Raw genomic sequence first — 23,388 nt, 5'->3', positions numbered from 1 at the left:
GCATTGTTATGCTCCGCACTGCAAACATACATGTTGAGGGTAAGGAGTTTATAGTGAAAAAGTTGTTATGTGCAGTTACTCTGGGTGTTGCATTGGCTGCTTCTGCTGGCGCACAGGCGGCCGATAAAGTCGCAACTGTTGATCTGAGCCAGGTTTTCCAGAAATCACCTCAGCGCGCTGCTATCTCCAAACAGCTTGAGAGTGAGTTCCAGGGCCGCGCCACTGAACTCCGTTCTCAGCACGACAAAATTCAGCAGGAAATGCAGGATCTGCAGCGCAATGCGCCGACCATGAAGGCGAGCGAGCGCAACAAGAAAGAGAAGCAGATCGAATCTGAGCGCAATGCCTTCCAGGCGAAAGCAGACGCGTTTGAGAAAGACAACCAGACTCGTCAGGTTCAGGAACGTAACAAGCTGCTGGAAAAAATCCAGACTGCCGTTCAGTCAGTTGCCAAAAGCGGCGGATATGACCTGGTCCTGAATTCTCAGGCTGTGCTTTATTCTGGTTCTGATGTGAAAGACATCACTGATGAAGTTGCGAAGCAGGTTAAATAATCGATGTCATCAATTCGACTGGCTGATTTAGCCCAGCAGTTGGATGCAGAATTGCACGGAGATGGCGATATCGCCATCTCCGGCATTGCTTCTATGCAATCCGCCACAACTGGTCAAATCACATTTCTTGCCAACAGCCGCTACCGCGAGCAGCTCGCGCTGGTCCAGGCATCAGCCGTGGTGCTGACGGAAGCGGATCTGGAATGGTGTAAAACCGCCGCGCTGGTGGTGAAAAATCCTTATCTCACCTATGCGAGAATGGCGCAGCTGCTCGACACTACGCCACAGCCCGCGCAGGATATTGCGCCAAGTGCTGTGATTGATCCCAGCGCGAGACTCGGTGCCAATGTCTCTGTCGGGGCCAATGCGGTTATTGAATCTGACGTTGAGCTCGGTGATAACGTTGTCATTGGCGCAGGCTGTTTTGTGGGTAAAAAAACCCGTATCGGCAGCGGTACGCGTTTGTGGGCTAACGTCTCGGTTTACCATGAAGTAGTCATTGGTCAGCATTGCCTGATTCAGTCCGGCACCGTCATCGGTTCTGATGGCTTCGGCTACGCGAACGATCGGGGTAACTGGGTGAAAATACCGCAGTTGGGCTCGGTGATTATTGGCGATCGGGTAGAAATTGGTGCCTGTACGACCATTGATCGTGGTGCGCTGGATAACACTCTGATCGGCAATGGTGTTATCATAGATAACCAATGTCAGATTGCCCACAACGTAGTGATTGGCGACAATACTGCGGTTGCTGGCGGTGTGATCATGGCGGGTAGTTTAAAAATTGGTCGTTATTGTATGATTGGCGGTGCCAGCGTCATCAACGGCCATATGGAAATCTGTGACAAAGTAACCGTAACCGGTATGGGCATGGTTATGCGTCCGATAACAGAACCTGGTGTATACTCCTCAGGAATTCCATTACAGCCCAACAAAACCTGGCGCAAAACTGCAGCGTTGGTGATGAATATCGACGACATGAGCAAACGCTTAAAAGCAATCGAGCGCAAAGTCGGCAAAGACGACTAAACGCCATCCCATGACTGACCGGCTTTCATAATAACAGTGTAAGCAGGGAAGCCAGGCGCCACGGAAACTATTTGCGGCCTGCCAACGATCATGATGATCGGTGCAGGCCGTGTTATTGATGTCATCAGATTTTTAGGACAGGAAGAGTATTTTGACTACTGAAACTCATACTCTGCAAATTGAAGAGATTTTAGAGCTGCTGCCGCACCGTTATCCGTTTCTGCTGGTAGACCGCGTGCTGGATTTTGAAGAAAACAAATATCTGCGCGCGGTAAAGAACGTCTCCTTTAACGAACCGTTTTTCCAGGGGCATTTCCCTGGTAAACCGATTTTTCCCGGCGTTCTGATTCTGGAAGCGATGGCGCAGGCCACCGGTATTCTGGCATTCAAAAGCGTGGGTAAACTGGAGCCAGGCGAGCTCTATTATTTTGCAGGCATTGATAATGCCCGTTTCAAGCGTCCGGTCGTACCGGGCGATCAAATGATTATGGAAGTGACTTTCGAGAAAACCCGCCGTGGTCTGACGCGCTTTAACGGCGTAGCGACCGTGGACGGTAAAATCGTTTGTGAAGCGACCATGATGTGTGCCCGTAGCCGGGAGGCATAATTCGTGATTGATCCAACCGCCAACATCCATCCCAGTTCTGTCATTGAAGACGGGGCCATCATCGGCCCTGGCGTTCATATCGGCCCGTTCTGCTTTATCGGGGCGAATGTTGAAATTGGTGAAGGAACCGTACTCAAGTCACACGTTGTGGTGAATGGCCATACACGTATCGGTAAAGACAATCAGATCTATCAGTTCGCCTCCATTGGTGAAGTGAATCAGGATTTAAAATACGCGGGCGAACCTACCCGGGTTGAGATTGGCGATCGTAACCGAATCCGTGAAAGCGTCACCATTCATCGCGGCACGACGCAGGGCACGAATGTCACGGTTGTCGGCAGCGACAACCTGCTGATGGTTAACGTCCACATCGCCCATGACTGTGTGATCGGCAACCGCTGCATCATGGCCAACAACGCCACGCTGGGCGGCCATGTCACGGTGGATGATTTCGCCATCATTGGCGGTATGACCGCTGTGCACCAGTGGTGCACCATTGGCGCGCATGTGATGGTTGGCGGGTGTTCAGGCGTTGCTCAGGATGTGCCGCCCTATGTTATTGCACAGGGGAATCACGCGACGCCATTCGGAATCAATATTGAAGGCCTGAAACGTCGCGGCTTCAGCAAAGAGTCACTGCACGCGATTCGTAATGCCTATAAGTTGCTTTACCGCAGCGGCAGAACGCTGGATGAGGTTAAGCCAGAAATCGAAGCGATTGCTCAGCAACACAGTGAAGTGCAGCCTTTCTATGACTTTTTTGCCCGTTCAACTCGTGGATTAATTCGCTAATTCATGTCAGCGCGTCCCCTTACGATAGCCGTCGTCGCCGGAGAAACCTCTGGCGACATCCTTGGTGCAGGCCTGATTCGTGCCTTAAAAACGCGTCATCCTGATGCCCGGTTTGTTGGCGTCGCAGGCCCATTGATGCAGGCCGAAGGCTGTGAAGCCTGGTACGAAATGGAAGAACTGGCGGTGATGGGCATTGTGGAAGTGCTGGGACGATTGCGCCGCTTGCTGGCTATTCGTCGCGATCTGACACAGCGCTTTATCTCGCTGAAACCCGATGTGTTTGTCGGTATTGACGCACCGGATTTCAATATCACGCTGGAAGGTAATCTTAAGCGCGCAGGCATTCGCACGATTCATTACGTCAGTCCCTCTGTCTGGGCCTGGCGGCAAAAACGGGTGTTCAAAATCGGTCGCAACACCGATCTGGTGCTGGCATTTCTGCCGTTTGAAAAAGCCTTTTACGATCGTTTCGGTGTTCCGTGCCGTTTTATCGGCCACACCATGGCGGATGCTATGCCGCTACAGCCCGACAAAGCCGCCGCCCGTCGCCATCTGGGCATTGACGACAATGCCCAGTGTCTGGCGTTATTGCCCGGCAGTCGCGGTGCCGAAGTTGACATGCTGAGTGCTGACTTTCTTAAAACGGCGCAGATACTGCGTAAGCGCTATCCGGCGCTGGAAATTGTGGTACCGCTGGTTAACCCGAAGCGCCGCGAGCAGTTTGAGCAAATCAAAGCGCAGGTTGCGCCGGAGCTGCCCGTGCATCTGCTGGACGGGCAGGGCCGTGAAGCAATGGTGGCCAGTGATGCTGCGCTGCTGGCGTCCGGCACCGCGGCGCTTGAATGCATGCTGGCGAAATGCCCCATGGTCGTGGGCTACCGCATGAAGCCGTTTACCTTCTGGCTGGCAAAACGCCTGGTCAAAACCGACTACGTTTCGTTGCCTAACCTGCTGGCCGGGCGAGAGCTGGTCAAAGAGCTGCTGCAGGATGAGTGCCAACCTGAAGCGCTGGCTGCTGCGCTGGATCCGCTGTTACATGCCAGTCATGAACGCGAAACGTTATTGCAGACCTTCCACGAACTGCACCAGCAGATTCGCTGGAATGCGGACGAACAAGCCGCAAATGCGGTACTGGAGCTCGCCAATGGCTGATTTTATCTATCCCAACGCCCGACTGATTGCCGGTGTGGATGAAGTGGGGCGCGGCCCGCTGGTTGGTGCGGTGGTGACTGCGGCGGTAATTCTCGATCCGGCGAAACCCATTCCGGGCCTGGCCGATTCGAAAAAGCTCTCAGAGAAACGTCGCCTGGCGCTGTTTGATCAGATTAAAGAGCATGCGCTGGCCTGGAGTCTGGGCCGTGCCGAACCGGAAGAGATCGACAGCCTGAATATTCTGCATGCCACGATGCTGGCGATGCAGCGCGCGGTGGCCGGCCTGGCGATCACGCCTGATTATGTGCTGATTGACGGCAATCGCTGTCCGGCCTTGCCTGTGCCATCACTGGCCGTAGTAAAAGGCGACAGCCTGGTTGCTGAAATCAGTGCGGCCTCGATCATCGCCAAAGTCACGCGCGATCGTGAAATGGCAGAGCTGGATTTGTTGTTTCCGCAGTATGGTTTTGCGCAACATAAAGGTTATCCTACGGCGTTACATATGGAAAAGTTAACGCAGTATGGCGCAACACCACATCACCGCCGCAGCTTTGCGCCGGTGCGTAATGCGCTCATCGATGCCGAAGTGCTGGCGAGCAGCGCCTCCACGCTGCGCTAATCCGACCCTGTTTTAACCGGAAACTGATATGGCCGAACCCCGTTTTATACATCTGCATGTTCACAGCGACTATTCCATGATCGACGGCCTGGCGAAAACCGGCCCGCTGATTAAGAAAGCGGCTGCGTTAGGCATGCCAGCCATGGCGATTACCGACTTCACCAACCTGTGTGGTCTGGTGAAATTTTACGGTGGTGCGCATGGGGCGGGGATCAAACCGATTATCGGGGCGGATTTTAACGTTGCCAGTGAGCTGATGGGGGATGAACTGACCCAGATTACGGTGCTGGCGGCCAACAACACCGGCTATCAAAACCTCACGTTACTTATTTCCCGCGCGTATCAACGCGGTTACGGTGTGGCCGGTCCGATAATCGATCGTGACTGGCTGGCTGAATTACAGGAAGGTCTGATCCTGTTGTCAGGTGGCCGTCGTGGAGATGTGGGGCGCAGTCTGCTGCGCGGTAACAGCGCACTGGTTTCAGAGTGCCTGGCATTTTATCAGCAACATTTTGCCGATCGCTATTACCTGGAACTGGTACGTACCGGACGACCCGACGAAGAGACCTATCTGCACGCCGCCGTTGAGCTGGCGATTGCCGAAGGCATCCCGGTTGTGGCCACGAACGAGGTCTGCTTCCTGAATGAAGAGGACTTTGATGCGCATGAAATTCGCGTCGCCATTCATGATGGTTATACGCTGGACGATCCTAAACGGCCCCGTAATTACAGTCCTCAGCAATATATGCGCAGCGAAGACGAGATGTGCGAGTTGTTCGCAGACATCCCTGAAGCGCTCGAAAACAGCGTAGAGATTGCTAAGCGTTGTAACGTCACCGTCAGACTGGGTGAGTACTTTCTGCCGCAGTTCCCGACGGGCGACATGACCACCGAGGATTTCCTGGTAATGAAATCCCGTGAGGGGCTGGAAGAACGTCTGGCGATGCTGTTCCCGGATGAAGCCGTGCGGGCGGAAAAACGGCCGGAATACGATGAACGTCTGGACGTTGAACTGAACGTAATCAACCAGATGGGATTCCCCGGCTACTTCCTGATCGTAATGGAGTTTATACAGTGGTCGAAAGATAACGGCGTACCGGTAGGGCCGGGACGCGGTTCGGGGGCCGGTTCGCTGGTGGCCTATGCGCTCAAAATTACCGATCTCGATCCCCTTGAGTTCGACCTGCTGTTCGAACGTTTTCTTAACCCTGAACGCGTTTCCATGCCCGATTTCGACGTCGATTTCTGTATGGAAAAACGTGACCAGGTGATTGAACACGTGGCCGATATGTACGGCCGCGAAGCGGTATCCCAGATTATTACCTTCGGTACGATGGCGGCCAAGGCGGTCATTCGTGACGTGGGTCGCGTGCTGGGCCATCCCTATGGTTTTGTCGATCGTATTTCAAAACTGGTGCCGCCCGATCCGGGCATGACGCTGGACAAAGCCTTTGCCGCGGAACCGCAGCTGCCTGAAATTTATGAGGCGGATGAAGAGGTTAAAGCGCTTATCGATATGGCGCGGAAGCTGGAAGGGGTAACCCGAAACGCCGGTAAACATGCGGGTGGCGTGGTGATCGCGCCAACGAAGATCACCGATTTTGCACCGCTGTATTGTGATGAAAACGGTCAGTATCCGGTAACCCAGTTCGATAAAAATGATGTGGAATATGCGGGCCTGGTGAAGTTTGACTTCCTGGGGCTGCGAACGCTCACCATCATTGACTGGGCGCTGAAAATGATTAACCCGCGCCGCGAAAAGCAGGGCTTACCGCCGATCGATATCGCAACCATTCCGCTTGAAGACAAAAAGAGCTTCGACATGCTGCAGCGCGCGGAAACCACCGCGGTTTTCCAGCTTGAATCGCGCGGCATGAAAGATCTGATTAAGCGCCTGAAGCCTGACTGTTTTGAAGATATGATCGCGCTTGTGGCCCTGTTCCGTCCGGGGCCCTTACAGTCGGGCATGGTTGATAACTTCATTGACCGTAAGCACGGTCGGGAAGCCATTTCTTACCCGGATATTCAGTGGCAACACGAAAGCCTGAAGCCGGTACTGGAGCCGACCTACGGTATTATCCTCTACCAGGAACAGGTCATGCAGATTGCCCAGGTCCTGTCCGGCTACACGCTGGGCGGGGCGGACATGCTGCGTCGCGCCATGGGTAAGAAGAAGCCTGAAGAGATGGCCAAACAGCGCTCTGTTTTTAAAGAGGGCGCGGAGAAGATGGGCATCGATGGAGAACTGTCGATGAAAATCTTCGATCTGGTGGAGAAATTCGCGGGTTATGGCTTCAACAAGTCGCACTCCGCCGCTTACGCGCTGGTGTCTTATCAGACCTTATGGCTGAAAGCGCACTATCCAGCGGAATTCATGGCGGCTGTGATGACGGCGGATATGGACAACACAGAAAAAGTGGTGGGTCTGGTAGATGAATGCTGGCGCATGGGCCTGAAAGTCCTGCCGCCGGACATTAACTCAGGTCTGTATCAGTTCCACGTTAATGATGAGGGCGAGATCGTTTACGGTATCGGCGCCATCAAAGGTGTGGGGGAAGGGCCGATCGAAGCGATCATCGATGCGCGTAACGAAGGCGGTTACTTCCGCGAACTGTTCGATCTCTGCGCGCGAACGGATACCAAAAAGATCAATCGCCGCGTGATGGAAAAGTTGATCATGTCCGGCGCCTTTGATCGTCTGGGCCCACATCGTGCCGCCCTGATGAGCGCACTGAACGATGCGCTGAAAGCGGCAGATCAGCATGCTAAAGCGGAAGCGATCGGTCAGGCCGACATGTTTGGCGTGCTGGCCGATGAGCCTGAGCAGGTCGAACAGTCTTACGCCAGCGTCACGCCATGGCCGGAACAGGTGCAACTGGACGGTGAACGGGAAACCCTGGGTTTGTATCTGACCGGCCACCCGATTAACCAGTATCTGAAAGAAATTGAGCGTTACGTGGGTGGGATGCGTTTGAAAGATATGCATCCGACCGATCGTGGTAAGATTACCGTCGCGGCAGGCCTGGTGATTGCTGCGCGTGTAATGGTGACCAAACGCGGCAACCGAATTGGTATTTGTACACTGGACGACCGCTCTGGCCGTCTTGAAGTCATGTTATTTACCGATGCGTTAGATAAATACCAGCAACTGCTGGAGAAAGACCGTATCCTGATCGTCAGCGGACAGGTCAGCTTTGATGACTTTAGTGGTGGCCTTAAAATGACCGCCCGTGAAGTCATGGACATAGATGAAGCGCGTGAAAAATACGCGCGCGGACTTGCTATCTCGCTGACAGACAGGCAAATTGATGACCAGCTATTAAACCGACTCCGTCAGTCCCTTGAGCCTCATCGTTCAGGGACAATTCCGGTGCATCTCTACTATCAGAGAGCCGACGCGCGAGCGAAGCTACGCTTTGGTGCAGCGTGGCGAATATCGCCCAGCGATCGTTTACTCAACGATTTGCGGTCGTTAATTGGATCGGAGCAGGTAGAACTGGAGTTTGACTAAAACAGGAACATTATGAGTCTTAATTACCTGGATTTTGAACAGCCAATCGCAGAACTGGAAGCAAAAATTGATTCGCTTACCTCGATTGGTCGTCAGGACGATAAACACGTCAATCTCGACGAAGAAGTTAAGCGTCTGCGCGAGAAAAGCGTTGAGCTGACACGTAAAATCTTCGCCGATTTGGGCGCATGGCAAATCGCCCAACTGGCGCGACATCCATTACGTCCTTATACCTTTGATTATGTGCGCAATGCGTTTGACGATTTCGATGAGCTTGCGGGTGACCGCGCTTATGCGGATGACAAAGCGATTGTCGGCGGGATTGCCCGCCTCGACGGCCGTCCTGTGATGATCATCGGTCACCAGAAAGGGCGCGAAACCAAAGAGAAGATTCGCCGTAATTTTGGTATGCCGGCACCGGAAGGCTATCGCAAAGCGTTGCGCCTGATGGAAATGGCCGAACGCTTTAAGATGCCTATCATCACCTTTATCGACACGCCGGGTGCGTATCCGGGCGTGGGCGCGGAAGAGCGCGGTCAGTCTGAAGCTATCGCACGCAACCTGCGCGAAATGTCAGGCCTGAAAGTACCGGTTATCTGTACCGTTATCGGTGAGGGCGGTTCGGGTGGCGCACTGGCTATCGGCGTGGGCGACAAAGTGAACATGCTGCAGTACAGCACCTATTCGGTCATTTCACCGGAAGGCTGTGCCTCTATTCTGTGGAAAAGCGCCGATAAAGCGCCGCTGGCCGCAGAAGCGATGGGCATTACCGCGCCGCGTCTGAAAGAGCTTAAGCTGATTGATTCGGTCATCCCTGAGCCACTGGGCGGCGCGCATCGCCATCCGGTAGAAATGGCGCAGACGCTAAAACAGCAACTGCTGGCCGATCTGGCTGACCTGGAAGGGTTAAGCACCGAAGAATTATTAGATCGCCGTTATCAGCGTCTGATGAGTTATGGCTACGCCTGATTCAGTGCTGTGACGTAAAAGCGGACTCCGGTCCGCTTTTTTTATGCCACGAATCTGACTGCGGTTTCGTGGCGTAATTCGCTATGCTTACTCAATGCCTCAACAATCAGGGAGATGTGCATTGAATATTCTGGCGATCATGGGCGCGCATGGCGTGTTTTACAAAGATGAACCGTTACGCGAGTTGGATGTAGCACTGAGTCAGCAAGGTTTTCAGCTCATACGGCCTAAAAACACAGATGATCTTCTCAAACTGATTGAACACAATCCCCGTATCAGCGGTGTGATTTTTGACTGGGATGAGCACAACAGCCCTGAGCTGTGCGGTGAAATTAATCAGCTCAATGAATACCTGCCCCTGTATGCCTTTATTAATACCCACTCGCAAATGGATATCAGCATCAATGAGATGCGGCTACCGCTGCATTTTTTTGAGTACGCGCTGAATGCGGCCGACGATATCGCCTTGCACATCCGCCAGTACACGGATGATTACCTCGACCACATTACACCACCGTTAACCAAAGCGTTGTTCACCTATGTGAAAGAGGGAAAGTACACGTTCTGCACTCCGGGCCATATGGCCGGGACGGCCTTCCAGAAAAGCCCGGTGGGCTGTTTGTTCTATGACTTCTTTGGCGCGAATACGCTTAAGTCGGATATTTCGATTTCGGTGACTGAGCTGGGCTCGCTGCTGGATCATACCGGACCACATCTTGAGGCCGAAGAGTACATCGCCCGCACGTTCGGTGCGGAACAGAGCTATATGGTGACTAACGGCACCTCGACTTCGAACAAGATCGTGGGCATGTATGCCGCGCCGGCAGGCAGCACGATTCTGGTTGACCGCAACTGCCACAAGTCGCTTACCCACTTGCTGATGATGAGCGATCTGATTCCTGTCTGGCTAAAACCCACACGCAATGCCTTAGGCATTCTGGGCGGCATTCCGCAAAAAGAATTTACCCGTGCCAGCATTGAACAGAAAGTGGCTGCCACGCCGCGCGCCAGCTGGCCCGTTCATGCAGTAATTACTAACTCGACCTACGACGGTTTGCTTTATAACACGCAGTACATCAAGCAAACGCTCGACGTCCCCTCGATTCACTTTGATTCGGCCTGGGTGCCTTACACCAATTTTCACCCTATCTATGAGGGGAAAAGCGGCATGAGCGGTGAGCGGATACCGGGCAAGGTGATTTATGAAACCCAGTCCACGCATAAACTGCTGGCTGCCTTTTCGCAGGCCTCATTAATTCACATCAAAGGCGAGTACGACGAACAAACCTTTAATGAAGCCTACATGATGCACACCACCACATCGCCCAATTACGCGATTGTTTCCTCTATTGAAACAGCCGCCGCCATGCTGCGGGGGAATCCGGGGAAAAGGCTCATCAATCGGTCAGTCGAGCGCGCGTTACATTTTCGTCGTGAAATACAGCGGTTGCGCGAAGAGTCGGACAGCTGGTTCTTTGATATCTGGCAACCAGAGCATGTGGATGAAGCGCAGTGCTGGCCGATCCAGCCGGGAGACGAAGCGTGGCATGGTTTCACCCAGGCCGATCGCGATCATATGTATCTCGATCCGATCAAAGTCACCATTCTTACACCGGGCATGAGCGAGTTAGGTGAAATGGCCGAAGAGGGGATCCCCGCTGCGCTGGTGGCGAAATTCCTTGATGAGCGTGGGATTGTGGTGGAAAAGACCGGTCCGTATAACCTGTTGTTCCTGTTCAGTATTGGCATCGACAAGACCAAGGCGATGAGCGTGCTGCGTGGATTAACCGAATTTAAGCGCGCCTACGACCTGAATCTGCGCGTAAAAAACATGCTGCCGGATCTGTATGCGGAAGATCCCGACTTTTACCGCACGATGCGCATCCAGACGCTGGCGCAGGGGATTCATCGCCTGATTCAGCAACATGACCTGCCGCGTCTGATGCTGAAAGCCTTTGATGTCTTACCTGAGATGAAAATGACGCCGCATCAGGCGTTCCAGCAGCAGGTGAAAGGCAATATTGAGACCGTAAACATGAATGAGCTGGTGGGCCGTATCTCTGCCAACATGATATTGCCTTATCCTCCCGGTGTACCGCTGGTGATGCCTGGCGAAATGATCACAGAACAAAGCCGCGCCGTGCTCGACTTCCTGCTCATGCTGTGTAGCATTGGGCGCCACTATCCTGGCTTTGAGACAGATATTCACGGCGCGACGCTAACCGATGAAGGTGAATATCGGGTACGTGTGCTGAAACAGAGCGGGGAACAGGAATGAAGGACCAACAGGGAGCAAACATGCTACAGCTAACGCACATTCACCATATCGCCATCATTGCGTCAGATTATCATCGCAGTAAAGCCTTTTACTGCGACATACTGGGATTTGAACTGCAAAGTGAGCACTACCGCGAAGCGCGCGATTCGTGGAAAGGCGATCTGGCGTTAAACGGTCAGTACACCATTGAGCTGTTTTCCTTTCCACACCCGCCCGCCCGGGTCAGTCAGCCGGAAGCCTGTGGCCTTCGCCATCTGGCTTTCAGCGTGCCGGACGTGGAAGCCGCGGTGCGCTATCTGGACACGCAGGGCGTGACATGCGAACCCATTCGCATTGACGCGCTTACCGGGAAACCCTGTACCTTTTTTGCTGACCCGGATGGTTTGCCGCTTGAATTGTATCAGGCGTAAACTGGCGGCTTTATGGCTCGTCCCACTGCCTGAGTTATGGAATTATCATGTCTGATTTTGACGCACTGCTGAATGAAAACGACGCGCTGGTAGTGGCGTTTAGCGGTGGCCTGGATTCTACCGTCCTGCTGCATAAGCTGCGGGACTGGCAACAGCACCATCCGGCCTCGCGGTTGCGTGCGCTGCATGTCCATCATGGCCTCAGTGCTAATGCCGACCACTGGGCGGCGCATTGCCAGACCCTGTGCGCAACATGGCAGATCCCCTGCGAAATCCTGCGCGTGCAGGTTACCGATCAGGGCGACGGCATTGAAGCGGCGGCGCGGCAGGCGCGTTATCGGGCATTGCACCAGGCGCTCCATACTGATGAGAAACTCCTTACCGCACAGCACCTGGACGATCAGTGTGAAACCGTCCTGCTGGCCCTGAAACGCGGCAGTGGCCCGGCCGGTCTGGCGGCCATGCCGGTGGCGGGCTCTCTGGGTAAAAACCCTCTGCTTCGCCCGCTGTTAAGCTGTTCCCGGCAGTCATTAGAGCAGTATGCCCAAACGCATCAGTTGCAATGGGTTGAAGATGAGAGCAATCAGGATGTGCGTTACGACCGCAATTTTCTTCGTCAGCAACTCTTACCGGCCGTCGTGGCACGCTGGCCCCATTTCGCCAGTGCGACGGCGCGCAGTGCGGCACTCTGTGCTGAGCAGGAGCAACTGCTGGATGAGTTGCTGGCGGAACAACTCGCTGCGCTGATTCAGCCGGACGGTAGCCTGTGTTTCTCCGCGTTACTGACGATGAGTGAGGTACGCAGTAATGCTTTGCTGCGTCGCTGGCTGGCCGGACAGGGCGCGCAAATGCCCTCGCGCGATGCGTTGCGCCGCATTCGTCAGGAAGTGATGCTGAGTCGTGAAGATGCCCAGCCACGGCTACGGTTAGGCCACAGCGAAATTCGCCGTTATCGCCAGCGGCTTTATATTTTGCCGATCAGAGACTCGTTACGTGACTGCGAAATCGCCTGGAAGAATCTCAACCAGACATTGCCCCTGCCGCAGCATATCGGCACGCTTCAGCCCGACTATACAATGCCTTCACTACGACGACCGACGCCGGAGGAACAGGTATTTGTGCGTTTTCATGCGACAGGGTACGTGCATATAGTGGATCGCGCGGGCGGGCGCGAGATGAAGAAAATCTGGCAGGCGTTGAATATCCCGTCATGGCAGCGGGAACGTATTCCGCTCATTTATTACAATCAAACGCTTATTTGTGCGCCCGGCCTGTTCGTGACCCGTGAAGGCGCAGCAGGGGAGGCACAGGGCTGGCAGATTCACTGGCACAAACCTACAGGAGTATCGTTGTGAGGCAATGGATAGTGGCATTAACGTTTTTTACGTTGTTTCCGGCCTGTGCCGCAGGCGATATTCACGCGGGCGAACAGCGTTCGGCGGCCTGTACGGCCTGCCATGGTCCGAAAGGCATTGCGACGGTTCCCCTTTATCCCAGCCTGGCGGGCCAAAACGCCGCTTATCTCGCGCACGCGCTACAGGCCTATAAGAAGGGAGAGCGCAACGGTGGTCAGGCAGAGGTGATGAAAGCGTTTGTTGCGGGGCTCAGCGATGAGGAGATAACAGATTTAGCGGCGTACTACAGTTCGTTAAAGCCCTGATGAGATGGGCGGGAATGCATCCCGCCCGACGGGAAGTAAATTACTCTTCGCTGACCACGACGGTGCCGAGTTCAGGATGGCTAAAACTGGCAATATGATCGAGACGTAACTCGCGCGTTTCACCGGACAGTTCAATGGCCAGATACTCCACGTTTTTACGTGAAAGGATGTCCCTGGCCTTTGCCTTTAGCTGCTCGCCATCTTTTAACGCCAGCGACAGCATCCAGTTTTTTTGGCAGGCGAGTTCCAGATTATCGTAGTCATCGCAATTGATGGGTTTATAAGCTTCATTCATCAACATAGTCGCTCACCAATAAGTTTGCGGCGGCATAAGCCGCCTGTTCCCTGAGAGAAGAGTTTAGCGCAGCATTCGCGGCAATAGCATCAAGCGCGTTAAGCGCGCAGCCGATGGCATCGGGAATATAGCCCAGATCTCCGCTGCCAATTTCGGCATATTTTTGGCGAACTAACTCACAATATTTTTGCACGGGCACCTCCTCAGCAGAGCATAAATACTCTGGTTGATTTGCGACTATATCACAGGCATTTCAAGAAAATCAGCCAGGCGAAAGCAGGAACAGCGAGCAAATCACTGCTAAAGTAGCGGACTACGCCGTATCAGACGTTTCAGGATAAAGCACGAAAGGTTAAGTTGATGAACAGGTCAGAGCGAAAAAACGGGAACCGGACAAAGGCGGGTGGACGATGATTGCGCTGTCACGGAATGTCGAGCTGCCAGACAATGAAATTGAACTGACGGCCATTCGGGCGCAGGGGGCAGGGGGCCAGCACGTCAACAAAACCAGCACCGCTATTCATCTGCGTTTTGATATCGCCGCGTCTTCCCTGCCGCCGTTTTATAAAGAGCGGTTGCTCAGTGCCAGCCATCATTTAATTACCGGCGACGGGACGATTATCATCAAGGCGCAGGAATACCGCAGCCAGGAGATGAACCGCGAAGCGGCGCTGCAACGGCTGGTGAATTTGATTCAGGAGCTCACGAAGGTAGAGAAAGTCCGGCGCTCAACACGACCGACACGCGCGTCGAAAGCGCGCAGGCTGGAAGGGAAATCACGGCGCAGCCAGACCAAAGCATTGCGCGGTAAAGTGCTGTAAGACGTGGCCAGAGAATTACCTGTGGTCGTCAGGAGAACAGAGTCGACCATGCGTTAAAAAAAACGCCCCATGAAGGGGCGTTATGGCAGGCTTACTTGTTCAGTGCCTTGAGCAGGAAATCGACAATCTCATCCTGCTTAATCATCTGCTTTTCACCGGCACGACGGGCTTTGTATTCGATCTCCTGGTTATCAAGATTGCGATCGCCAATCACGATGGTATGCGGGACGCCAATCAGTTCCATATCGGCGAACATAACGCCTGGACGTTCTTTACGGTCATCCAGAATCACCTCGACGCCTTTCGCGCGCAGCGTGTTGTACAGTTCTTCCGCTAACTCTTTTACGCGGAATGATTTCTGCATGTTCATTGGCAGAATCGCTACGTCGAACGGGGCCAGTGCCGCAGGCCAGATGATACCGCGATCGTCATGGTTCTGCTCGATCGCCGCCGCCACTACACGGGTAATACCGATGCCGTAGCACCCCATCGTCATGACCTGATTACGACCATCTTCACCCTGAACGGCCGCTTTCATCGCTTCGGAGTATTTGGTGCCCAACTGGAAAATATGGCCTACTTCGATACCACGTTTGATCTGCAATGTGCCTTTGCCGTCCGGGCTCAGATCGCCTTCTACCACATTACGGATATCAGCAACCTCGGCCATGGGCAGATCGCGTTCCCAGTTAATGCCAACGTAGTGCTTACCGTCCACATTTGCACCGGCGCAGAAATCACTCATCTTCGCCACGGTACGGTCTGCGATAATCGGCATCGTCAACCCGACCGGCCCCAGCGAACCAAAGCCAGCACCCACCACGGCACGAATCTCTTCTTCGGTCGCGAAAACCAGCGGTGACGCAACCAGCGGCGATTTTTCAGCCTTAATTTCGTTCAGTTCGTGATCGCCGCGGACCAGGAAGGCAACCAGAGCATGACCGCTTCCCTCTGCACCCTTGACCATCAGCGTCTTCACGGTTTTCTCAATCGGCATCTGGAACTGATTCACCAGATCGGCGATGGTTTTGGCATTCGGTGTATCGATCTGACGCATTGTTTCCTGAGGCGCAGGGCGTTCGCCCGCCGGTGCCACGGCTTCGGCCAGTTCAATGTTCGCCGCATAGTCAGAGTCGGTTGAGAAGATCACATCATCTTCGCCGCTCTGTGCCAGCACCTGGAACTCATGTGAGGCACTGCCACCAATCGAGCCGGTGTCCGCCTGCACGGCACGGAAATCCAGACCCATACGGCTGAAGATCTGACTATAAGCGCGGTACATCGCGTCATAGGTTTCCTGCAATGATTCCTGCGTGGTATGGAAGGAGTAGGCGTCTTTCATGATGAACTCGCGCGAACGCATCACGCCAAAACGTGGGCGCACTTCATCACGGAATTTGGTCTGAATTTGATACAGATTCAGCGGCAGCTGTTTATAAGAGCTCAGCTCATTACGAATCAGATCGGTAATCACTTCTTCATGCGTTGGGCCGAGCACAAACGGACGTTCATGACGATCGGCAACACGCAGTAATTCTGGACCGTACTGCTCCCAGCGGCCGCTCTCCTGCCACAGGTCTGCGGGTTGGACCACAGGCATTGAAATCTCAATGGCACCGGCGTTGTTCATTTCTTCGCGAACGATGTTTTCGACTTTTTTTAATACGCGCAGTCCGGTTGGCAGCCAGGTATATAACCCTGAGGCCAGTTTACGGATCATGCCAGCACGCAGCATCAGCTGGTGGCTGATCACTTCCGCGTCAGACGGTGTCTCTTTCTGAGTAGAGAGCAGATATTGAGTAGTACGCATTGATTACAATTCCAGTTGATCGGAAATTCACGGACAAAAATAGGCTGGCGGCTAGTGTACCAGTGAGATCACCGGCTAAAAAGCGGGTTTTAACGCGGATCGATGGCCACGACTTCCGTGCCTGCGTGATCAACGCGCCAGCGCACAGTAAACTCAAGCAGCGAGGCGGCATAAATGCGATCCTTTTCCTCACCTTTACGGTAAGCGGGGCGCGGATCCTGCGCAAGAACCTCACGGATAAAGCGGGCAAGATAGGGATAGCGCGCATACTGCTGCAACTGCTGCCCGGCCAGCGGCGAAAACCGCACAGGCATGCTGCTTTCCGGCGCGGACTGCGCAAAACCCGCTCTCGCCTCAGGCAGGGCTTCGGCGAAGGGCAGATAGGGCTTGATATCGACCACCGGCGTGCCGTCCACCAGATCCAGACTGCCCAGCTCCAGAATGACCTGTTGCTTCGCGCAGCGGATGCCTTTGAGCTCAATCAGCGACATCCCAATCGGATTAGGGCGAAAGGTCGATCGCGTAGCAAAAACGCCCATGCGCGCGTTACCGCCCAGGCGGGGCGGGCGAACGGTCGGACGCCAGCCGCCTTCCAGGGTCTGATGAAAAACAAACAGCACCCAGAGATGGCTGAAGTCTTCCAGGCCGCGCACGGCCTCTGCCTGATTATAAGGCGGCAAAAGATGCAGTTCGCCGCCGCCGTCCTGAACCAGACCAGGCTGACGCGGGACAGCGAACTTCTCTTTCCACGGCGAACGGATTACGCCGATCTGCGCAAAGGCAAAATCACTCATTGACTGGTGACTTTCAGCGCCGAACCCTGGCAGACAGCCTGACGGTAGCAGCCCGGGGTGCTGCTCACGATTTCACATTTGTGAAGCAGTACCGCATTAGCTTTCATCTGCGCGGCTTTAATCTGCATACGTTTACGCGCGGTAGCGATGTTGGGCGGTGAACTCTGATTGCTCATCTGGCAATCCTCTGCGGAGACTTCACCCAGATCGCGGAAGGGCTTGCTCACCAGATCGGCAGCATCGGTGTACACCTTAACGGGGGCGGGACGATACGTTGGCTTACGTGTCGGTTCGCTGGATTGCTGCGGATGAGAAGGTGCGCTGCTTATTGGGTGGTATTCCCGAACACACCCTGTCAGCATCAATGCTAACAAGCAGAGCGGTAAAAAACGCATAGCAACATCCTCAAGTGTCAAAAAGTGGCGTTATTGAAACAAGGACACGGATAAATAACAAGTCAGCAAATGGCAATAACAGAAAGGGCGGCTAAAAGCCGCCCTGAGGGAAGAGATCAGACGACCTTACCAGCCTTTAACGGCACCACCGTTAAACACTTTGTTGGCCGCGTCAGCCACTTCGTCAGACTGATAAGCCTGCACGAATTTCTTCACATTTTCCGCGTCTTTGTTGTCTTCACGCGCCACAATCAGGTTCACGTAAGGGGAGTCTTTATCTTCCACAAAGATGCCATCTTTCGCCGGCGTCAGGCCAATCTGGCTGGCGTAAGTGGTGTTGATCACGGCCAGGGCGATTTGCTGATCGTCCAGTGAACGTGGCAGCTGTGGCGCCTCCAGCTCAACAATCTTCAGGTGTTTTGGATTCTCAACAATATCCAGCGAGGTTGGCAGCAGGCCAACACCGTCTTTCAGCTTGATCAGGCCCACTTTCTGCAGCAGCAGCAGCGAACGGCCCAGGTTGGTTGGGTCGTTAGGAATGGCAACCTGTGCGCCATCCTGCAGTTGATCCAGCGATTTGATTTTTTTCGAATAGCCCGCAATCGGATAAACAAAAGAGTTACCTACAGAAACCAGCTTGTAACCGCGATCTTTGATCTGTTGATCCAGATACGGTTTGTGCTGGAACGCATTCACATCGATATCGCCTTTGCTCAGTGCTTCGTTCGGCAGCACATAGTCATTAAAGGTCACCAGCTCAACATCCAGACCATACTTATCTTTCGCCACTTTGGCCGCCGCTTCGGCAACCTGCTGTTCAGCGCCGACGATCACGCCCACTTTGATATGGTTGGGATCTTTGGCTTTTTGATCGCATCCTGCCAGCGCAATCGCGCCAATTAATGCACCCACAGCGGCAATGTTTTTAAATTTGAAAGACATATCCTTTCCTTAATAGTGATATTGCTTGCTTATTTATGGGACACAGCACGCACGATGCGGTCGCCACAGAATTGTATGAGATACACCAAAACGACTAATAACACTAATACCGTATTCATCACCGTCGCGTTATATCCGATATAACCATACTGGTAGCCAATTTGTCCGAGGCCGCCCGCGCCGACTGCGCCGCCCATCGCCGAGTAACCTACCAGGGTAATCAACGTAATGGTGGCCGCGTTAACAAGACCGGGCAGGGCTTCAGGCAGCAGGACTTTGCGCACGATTTGCATCGGCGTGGCACCCATCGCGCGTGATGCTTCAATTAACCCGGTCGGGAGTTCCAGCAGGGCATTTTCAACCATGCGGGCAATAAACGGTGCCGCACCGACAGTCAGGGGCACGATGGCCGCCTGTAAGCCAATAGAGGTTCCAACAATGACGCGGGTAAACGGAATCATCCACACAAGGAGGATAATGAAAGGGATCGAGCGGAAAACGTTAACCAGGGCGGACAGCACACGGTACAGCCCTTTGTTTTCAAGAATCTGTCCCGGACGGGTAACATACAGCAGTACGCCGACCGGTAAACCCAGAACGAAGCCGAAAAAGCCAGAGACAAAGGTCATCATCAACGTTTCCCAGACGCCGCGCCCCAGCAGCGCAATCATCGCTTCAGACATAACCTAATACCTCGACTTTGACATGATGTTCCTGCAGCCACTGAATGGCGGCTTGTGTATCGCTTTCGCTACCGTGAATTTCCGCCAGCATGATGCCAAACTTCACACCGCCGGCGTAATCCATCTGCGCACTGATAATGTTGTTATTGATATTGAAACGCCGCGCTGCTTCAGACAGCAATGGAGCATCGACGGACTGGCCGGTAAATTCCATACGCAGTAATGGCATGCTGTCAGGGCCCGCTTCGGGCGACAGGCGCTGCTGGTAGTCGTCTGGAATATCCAGATGCAGGGTTGACTGGATGAACTGTTGCGCCAGCGGGGTTTTGGGGTGCGAGAAGACTTCACTTACGCTGTCTTTCTCGATCAGCTCACCCTGGCTGATGACCGCAACCTGATCGCAGATGCGTTTCACCACATCCATCTCATGGGTAATTAACAGAATAGTCAGGCCCAGACGGCGGTTAATATCTTTCAGTAATTCCAGAATTGAGCGCGTGGTCGCTGGATCTAATGCGCTGGTGGCTTCATCACACAGCAGAACTTTCGGGTTACTGGCCAGAGCGCGGGCAATGGCAACACGCTGTTTTTGCCCGCCGGAGAGATTGGCTGGCCAGGCATCGTGCTTATCCGCCAGGCCGACCAGCTCCAGGAGCTCAGAGACGCGCTTTTTAATTTCATCACGAGAAAGGCTACCCAATTCTAATGGCAGCGCAACATTGCCGGCGACGGTGCGGGAGTTCATCAGGTTGAAGTGCTGAAAAATCATACCAATCTGGCGGCGGGCCTGCGTCAGCTGTCGTTCGCTCAGCGCCGTTAAATCCGCGCCATCAACCAACACACGACCTGAAGAAGGGCGTTCGAGCAGATTCACGCAACGAATCAGCGTACTTTTTCCGGCACCGGATGCGCCGATGACGCCATAGATCTGTCCGGCCGGGACATGCAGGCTGACGTTAGATAACGCCTTTATCGTTCGCGAACCTTGCTGGAACACTTTGGTTATATTTTCTAATTTAATCATTACGTTATTTATTGCCGTCTTGCATTATCCGTGGTCTGGTGTGCTGCCATAAAGGACAGCATGCATAAGCTGGATGGATGTTAAGGCATCCAGACGTCTAAATCAATCGAAGTCATGTAAACGGGCATTCTCCCTTTTATGACAATCGTGCGATACTGAGCGGCAATTTTTATAGCAGGAGTTTCTACGTGGCGAATAAAGTCCCGGCCATTTTTCTCGATCGCGATGGCACCCTCAATGTTGATCACGGCTATGTCCACGAAATCGATCATTTCCAGTTTATCGATGGTGTAATTGAAGCGTTGCAGCAACTCAAAAAGATGGGCTTTGCGCTGGTTATCGTGACAAACCAGTCTGGCATCGCACGTGGCATGTTTAGTGAAGATCAGTTTATGCAGCTTACCGAGTGGATGGACTGGTCGCTGGCCGATCGCGATGTCGACCTTGATGGGATCTATTTCTGTCCACATCACCCGGATGCGACGGTAGAAGCGTATCGCCAGCAGTGCGACTGCCGTAAACCGCAACCCGGCATGCTGCTGGCGGCGCAAGAAGAGCTGCATATCGATATGGCTGCGTCTTATATGGTAGGGGATAAGCTGGAAGATATGCAGGCTGCCCAGGCCGCCGGTGTCGGTAAGAAAGTGTTAGTGCGCAGTGGGAAGCCGGTTACGCCGGAAGGCGAGGCATTGGCTGACTGGGTAATAGAGAGTCTTGCGGCGCTCCCTTCCCGTATTAAAAAGGGTTAAAACAGCGCTTTTGTGCAAATTTCAGACGAACAGCAAAAAAGTTTAAATTTGCACTTGCGCTCTGCGAAAGCTTCCCTATAATGCGCCTCCACTGACACGGCACAACGACTTACGGAATGCGGTGTTCAGCAGAGAACTCCCCGGAGTTTTCGCCGGAGAAAAACTTCTGAAAAAGAGGTTGACTCTGAAGGAGGAAAGCGTAATATACGCCACCTCGCAACAGACGGTTAACCCGCTGGTTGCACTGCTCTTTAACAATTTATCAGACAATCTGTGTGGGCACTCGCAGGATTGATATCCGCGTCTCCGGACGCAAAAAAAATATCAAGTCTTAAGAGTGAACACGTATTGAAATTCATTACGACGTTTTCCTTGAGCATCGCTGCACTGGTTGCAGCAAATCAAACTTTAAATTGAAGAGTTTGATCATGGCTCAGATTGAACGCTGGCGGCAGGCCTAACACATGCAAGTCGGACGGTAGCACAGAGGAGCTTGCTCCTCGGGTGACGAGTGGCGGACGGGTGAGTAATGTCTGGGAAACTGCCCGATGGAGGGGGATAACTACTGGAAACGGTAGCTAATACCGCATAACGTCGCAAGACCAAAGTGGGGGACCTTCGGGCCTCACACCATCGGATGTGCCCAGATGGGATTAGCTTGTAGGCGGGGTAACGGCCCACCTAGGCGACGATCCCTAGCTGGTCTGAGAGGATGACCAGCCACACTGGAACTGAGACACGGTCCAGACTCCTACGGGAGGCAGCAGTGGGGAATATTGCACAATGGGCGCAAGCCTGATGCAGCCATGCCGCGTGTATGAAGAAGGCCTTCGGGTTGTAAAGTACTTTCAGCGGGGAGGAAGGTGGTGAGGTTAATAACCTCAGCAATTGACGTTACCCGCAGAAGAAGCACCGGCTAACTCCGTGCCAGCAGCCGCGGTAATACGGAGGGTGCAAGCGTTAATCGGAATTACTGGGCGTAAAGCGCACGCAGGCGGTCTGTTAAGTCAGATGTGAAATCCCCGGGCTTAACCTGGGAACTGCATTTGAAACTGGCAGGCTTGAGTCTCGTAGAGGGGGGTAGAATTCCAGGTGTAGCGGTGAAATGCGTAGAGATCTGGAGGAATACCGGTGGCGAAGGCGGCCCCCTGGACGAAGACTGACGCTCAGGTGCGAAAGCGTGGGGAGCAAACAGGATTAGATACCCTGGTAGTCCACGCCGTAAACGATGTCGACTTGGAGGTTGTTCCCTTGAGGAGTGGCTTCCGGAGCTAACGCGTTAAGTCGACCGCCTGGGGAGTACGGCCGCAAGGTTAAAACTCAAATGAATTGACGGGGGCCCGCACAAGCGGTGGAGCATGTGGTTTAATTCGATGCAACGCGAAGAACCTTACCTACTCTTGACATCCAGCGAACTTTCCAGAGATGGATTGGTGCCTTCGGGAACGCTGAGACAGGTGCTGCATGGCTGTCGTCAGCTCGTGTTGTGAAATGTTGGGTTAAGTCCCGCAACGAGCGCAACCCTTATCCTTTGTTGCCAGCGATTCGGTCGGGAACTCAAAGGAGACTGCCGGTGATAAACCGGAGGAAGGTGGGGATGACGTCAAGTCATCATGGCCCTTACGAGTAGGGCTACACACGTGCTACAATGGCGCATACAAAGAGAAGCGACCTCGCGAGAGCAAGCGGACCTCATAAAGTGCGTCGTAGTCCGGATCGGAGTCTGCAACTCGACTCCGTGAAGTCGGAATCGCTAGTAATCGTGGATCAGAATGCCACGGTGAATACGTTCCCGGGCCTTGTACACACCGCCCGTCACACCATGGGAGTGGGTTGCAAAAGAAGTAGGTAGCTTAACCCTCGGGAGGGCGCTTACCACTTTGTGATTCATGACTGGGGTGAAGTCGTAACAAGGTAACCGTAGGGGAACCTGCGGTTGGATCACCTCCTTACCTGAAGATACCTTCGTGCGCAGTGCTCACACAGATTGTCTGATAGAAAGCTGAAGAAGCAAGACGGCTGCGAAGCCGAGACACACGTACGTGTCCCCTTCGTCTAGCGGTTAGGACTCCGCCCTTTCACGGCGGCAACAGGGGTTCGAATCCCCTAGGGGACGCCACTTGCTTGGTGACAGGTGAAAGGTGTCTCCACGAAGTATCTCAAAACTGGCCTCAGGGTCACGTTTGAGATATTTGCTCTTTAACAATCCGGAACAAGCTGAAAATTTGAAACGACGCACGTCGTGTTCCTCCGTAATAAGGAACACAGCACGATGCGTTCGGGTCTCTCAAAAG

At 53.7% G+C, this 23,388-nt stretch carries 22 protein-coding genes, 1 tRNA gene and 1 rRNA gene; 16 read left to right on the top strand and 8 right to left on the bottom strand.

Annotated features, from left to right (window positions below; genetic code table 11):
* Positions 1–8: 8 nt before the first annotated feature.
* The 12 genes from GC090_RS16485 (at position 9) to GC090_RS16430 (ending at position 13,581) form a co-directional block, all read left to right on the top strand.
* On the top strand, positions 9–554 hold the full coding sequence (locus GC090_RS16485; RefSeq protein WP_191091151.1) for an OmpH family outer membrane protein: 546 nt from the start codon (positions 9–11) through the stop codon (positions 552–554).
* Between the two features lie 3 nt (positions 555–557).
* Positions 558–1,583, top strand: coding sequence for a UDP-3-O-(3-hydroxymyristoyl)glucosamine N-acyltransferase (gene lpxD / locus GC090_RS16480; RefSeq protein WP_033740314.1), 1,026 nt, complete (start codon positions 558–560; stop codon positions 1,581–1,583).
* A gap of 151 nt (positions 1,584–1,734) precedes the next feature.
* Positions 1,735–2,190: a 3-hydroxyacyl-ACP dehydratase FabZ gene (gene fabZ, locus GC090_RS16475; RefSeq protein ID WP_006117769.1), complete on the top strand. Its 456-nt coding sequence runs from the start codon at positions 1,735–1,737 to the stop codon at positions 2,188–2,190.
* Between the two features lie 3 nt (positions 2,191–2,193).
* A complete protein-coding gene (gene lpxA / locus GC090_RS16470) occupies positions 2,194–2,982 on the top strand; it encodes an acyl-ACP--UDP-N-acetylglucosamine O-acyltransferase (protein ID WP_006117770.1) in 789 nt (262 codons plus the stop codon).
* Between the two features lie 3 nt (positions 2,983–2,985).
* Positions 2,986–4,134, top strand: a complete 1,149-nt coding sequence (gene lpxB / locus GC090_RS16465) for a lipid-A-disaccharide synthase (protein ID WP_324020424.1) — start codon at positions 2,986–2,988, stop codon at positions 4,132–4,134.
* Complete coding sequence (gene rnhB / locus GC090_RS16460) at positions 4,127–4,753, top strand: ribonuclease HII (protein ID WP_033740315.1); 627 nt, start codon at positions 4,127–4,129, stop codon at positions 4,751–4,753. The genes lpxB and rnhB overlap by 8 nt, the downstream gene beginning before the upstream one ends.
* A gap of 28 nt (positions 4,754–4,781) precedes the next feature.
* On the top strand, positions 4,782–8,264 hold the full coding sequence (gene dnaE, locus GC090_RS16455; protein ID WP_033740316.1) for a DNA polymerase III subunit alpha: 3,483 nt from the start codon (positions 4,782–4,784) through the stop codon (positions 8,262–8,264).
* A 12-nt stretch (positions 8,265–8,276) separates the two neighbouring features.
* On the top strand, positions 8,277–9,233 hold the full coding sequence (gene accA / locus GC090_RS16450; RefSeq protein WP_033740317.1) for an acetyl-CoA carboxylase carboxyl transferase subunit alpha: 957 nt from the start codon (positions 8,277–8,279) through the stop codon (positions 9,231–9,233).
* Between the two features lie 121 nt (positions 9,234–9,354).
* On the top strand, positions 9,355–11,511 hold the full coding sequence (locus GC090_RS16445; RefSeq protein ID WP_058708986.1) for a lysine decarboxylase LdcC: 2,157 nt from the start codon (positions 9,355–9,357) through the stop codon (positions 11,509–11,511).
* 20 nt (positions 11,512–11,531) lie between these two features.
* On the top strand, positions 11,532–11,921 hold the full coding sequence (locus GC090_RS16440) for a VOC family protein (RefSeq protein ID WP_033740319.1): 390 nt from the start codon (positions 11,532–11,534) through the stop codon (positions 11,919–11,921).
* 47 nt (positions 11,922–11,968) lie between these two features.
* Positions 11,969–13,276, top strand: coding sequence for a tRNA lysidine(34) synthetase TilS (tilS, locus tag GC090_RS16435; RefSeq protein ID WP_324020422.1), 1,308 nt, complete (start codon positions 11,969–11,971; stop codon positions 13,274–13,276).
* Positions 13,273–13,581, top strand: a complete 309-nt coding sequence (locus GC090_RS16430; protein ID WP_033740321.1) for a c-type cytochrome — start codon at positions 13,273–13,275, stop codon at positions 13,579–13,581. Before tilS ends, GC090_RS16430 begins: the two co-directional genes overlap by 4 nt.
* 40 nt (positions 13,582–13,621) lie before the next feature.
* Here GC090_RS16430 and rof read toward each other — a convergent pair whose 3' ends face one another.
* Positions 13,622–13,882 carry a Rho-binding antiterminator gene (gene rof / locus GC090_RS16425; RefSeq protein ID WP_033740322.1) on the bottom strand — a complete coding sequence of 87 codons (261 nt, stop codon included), beginning with the start codon at positions 13,880–13,882 and terminating at the stop codon, positions 13,622–13,624.
* Entirely contained in the window at positions 13,869–14,069 is a 201-nt protein-coding gene (locus GC090_RS16420; protein ID WP_033740323.1) for a YaeP family protein, read from the bottom strand. Before GC090_RS16420 ends, rof begins: the two co-directional genes overlap by 14 nt.
* Before the next feature lie 217 nt (positions 14,070–14,286).
* Here GC090_RS16420 and arfB point away from each other — a divergent pair, with 217 nt between their 5' ends.
* A complete protein-coding gene (arfB, locus tag GC090_RS16415) occupies positions 14,287–14,697 on the top strand; it encodes an alternative ribosome rescue aminoacyl-tRNA hydrolase ArfB (protein ID WP_006117783.1) in 411 nt (136 codons plus the stop codon).
* Between the two features lie 91 nt (positions 14,698–14,788).
* Here arfB and proS read toward each other — a convergent pair whose 3' ends face one another.
* From proS to metN, 6 genes are all read right to left on the bottom strand, one after another.
* The gene (gene proS / locus GC090_RS16410) at positions 14,789–16,507 is read right to left on the bottom strand and encodes a proline--tRNA ligase (RefSeq protein ID WP_033740325.1); all 1,719 of its coding nucleotides are present in this window, start codon (positions 16,505–16,507) and stop codon (positions 14,789–14,791) included.
* 89 nt (positions 16,508–16,596) lie between these two features.
* Positions 16,597–17,301 (bottom strand): tRNA (N6-threonylcarbamoyladenosine(37)-N6)-methyltransferase TrmO, encoded by a 705-nt coding sequence (gene tsaA, locus GC090_RS16405; RefSeq protein WP_033740326.1) that lies wholly within the window; start codon positions 17,299–17,301, stop codon positions 16,597–16,599.
* Positions 17,298–17,696, bottom strand: a complete 399-nt coding sequence (gene rcsF / locus GC090_RS16400) for an envelope stress sensor lipoprotein RcsF (protein WP_006117786.1) — start codon at positions 17,694–17,696, stop codon at positions 17,298–17,300. Before rcsF ends, tsaA begins: the two co-directional genes overlap by 4 nt.
* 126 nt (positions 17,697–17,822) lie before the next feature.
* Positions 17,823–18,638: a MetQ/NlpA family lipoprotein gene (locus GC090_RS16395; protein WP_033740328.1), complete on the bottom strand. Its 816-nt coding sequence runs from the start codon at positions 18,636–18,638 to the stop codon at positions 17,823–17,825.
* Positions 18,639–18,667: 29 nt separating this feature from the next.
* The gene (locus GC090_RS16390) at positions 18,668–19,321 is read right to left on the bottom strand and encodes a methionine ABC transporter permease MetI (protein ID WP_039338652.1); all 654 of its coding nucleotides are present in this window, start codon (positions 19,319–19,321) and stop codon (positions 18,668–18,670) included.
* Entirely contained in the window at positions 19,314–20,345 is a 1,032-nt protein-coding gene (gene metN / locus GC090_RS16385) for a methionine ABC transporter ATP-binding protein MetN (protein WP_033740329.1), read from the bottom strand. The genes GC090_RS16390 and metN overlap by 8 nt, the downstream gene beginning before the upstream one ends.
* Positions 20,346–20,533: 188 nt before the next feature.
* Between metN and gmhB the strand changes: the two genes are divergently transcribed.
* The 3 genes from gmhB to GC090_RS16370 all read left to right on the top strand — a co-directional run bounded on the left by gmhB (position 20,534) and on the right by GC090_RS16370 (position 23,213).
* Entirely contained in the window at positions 20,534–21,094 is a 561-nt protein-coding gene (gene gmhB / locus GC090_RS16380; protein ID WP_164482980.1) for a D-glycero-beta-D-manno-heptose 1,7-bisphosphate 7-phosphatase, read from the top strand.
* Between the two features lie 410 nt (positions 21,095–21,504).
* Positions 21,505–23,046 (top strand): 16S ribosomal RNA (locus GC090_RS16375).
* A 92-nt stretch (positions 23,047–23,138) separates the two neighbouring features.
* Positions 23,139–23,213: transfer RNA gene (locus GC090_RS16370), tRNA-Glu, on the top strand.
* Positions 23,214–23,388: the final 175 nt, after the last annotated feature.

It is taken from the genome of Pantoea sp. JZ29 (assembly GCF_035190385.1).
Classification (GTDB): Bacteria; Pseudomonadota; Gammaproteobacteria; order Enterobacterales; family Enterobacteriaceae; genus Pantoea; species Pantoea stewartii.
Note: the sequence above shows the minus strand (reverse complement) of the source record. Positions and strands in the feature narration are given on the sequence as shown.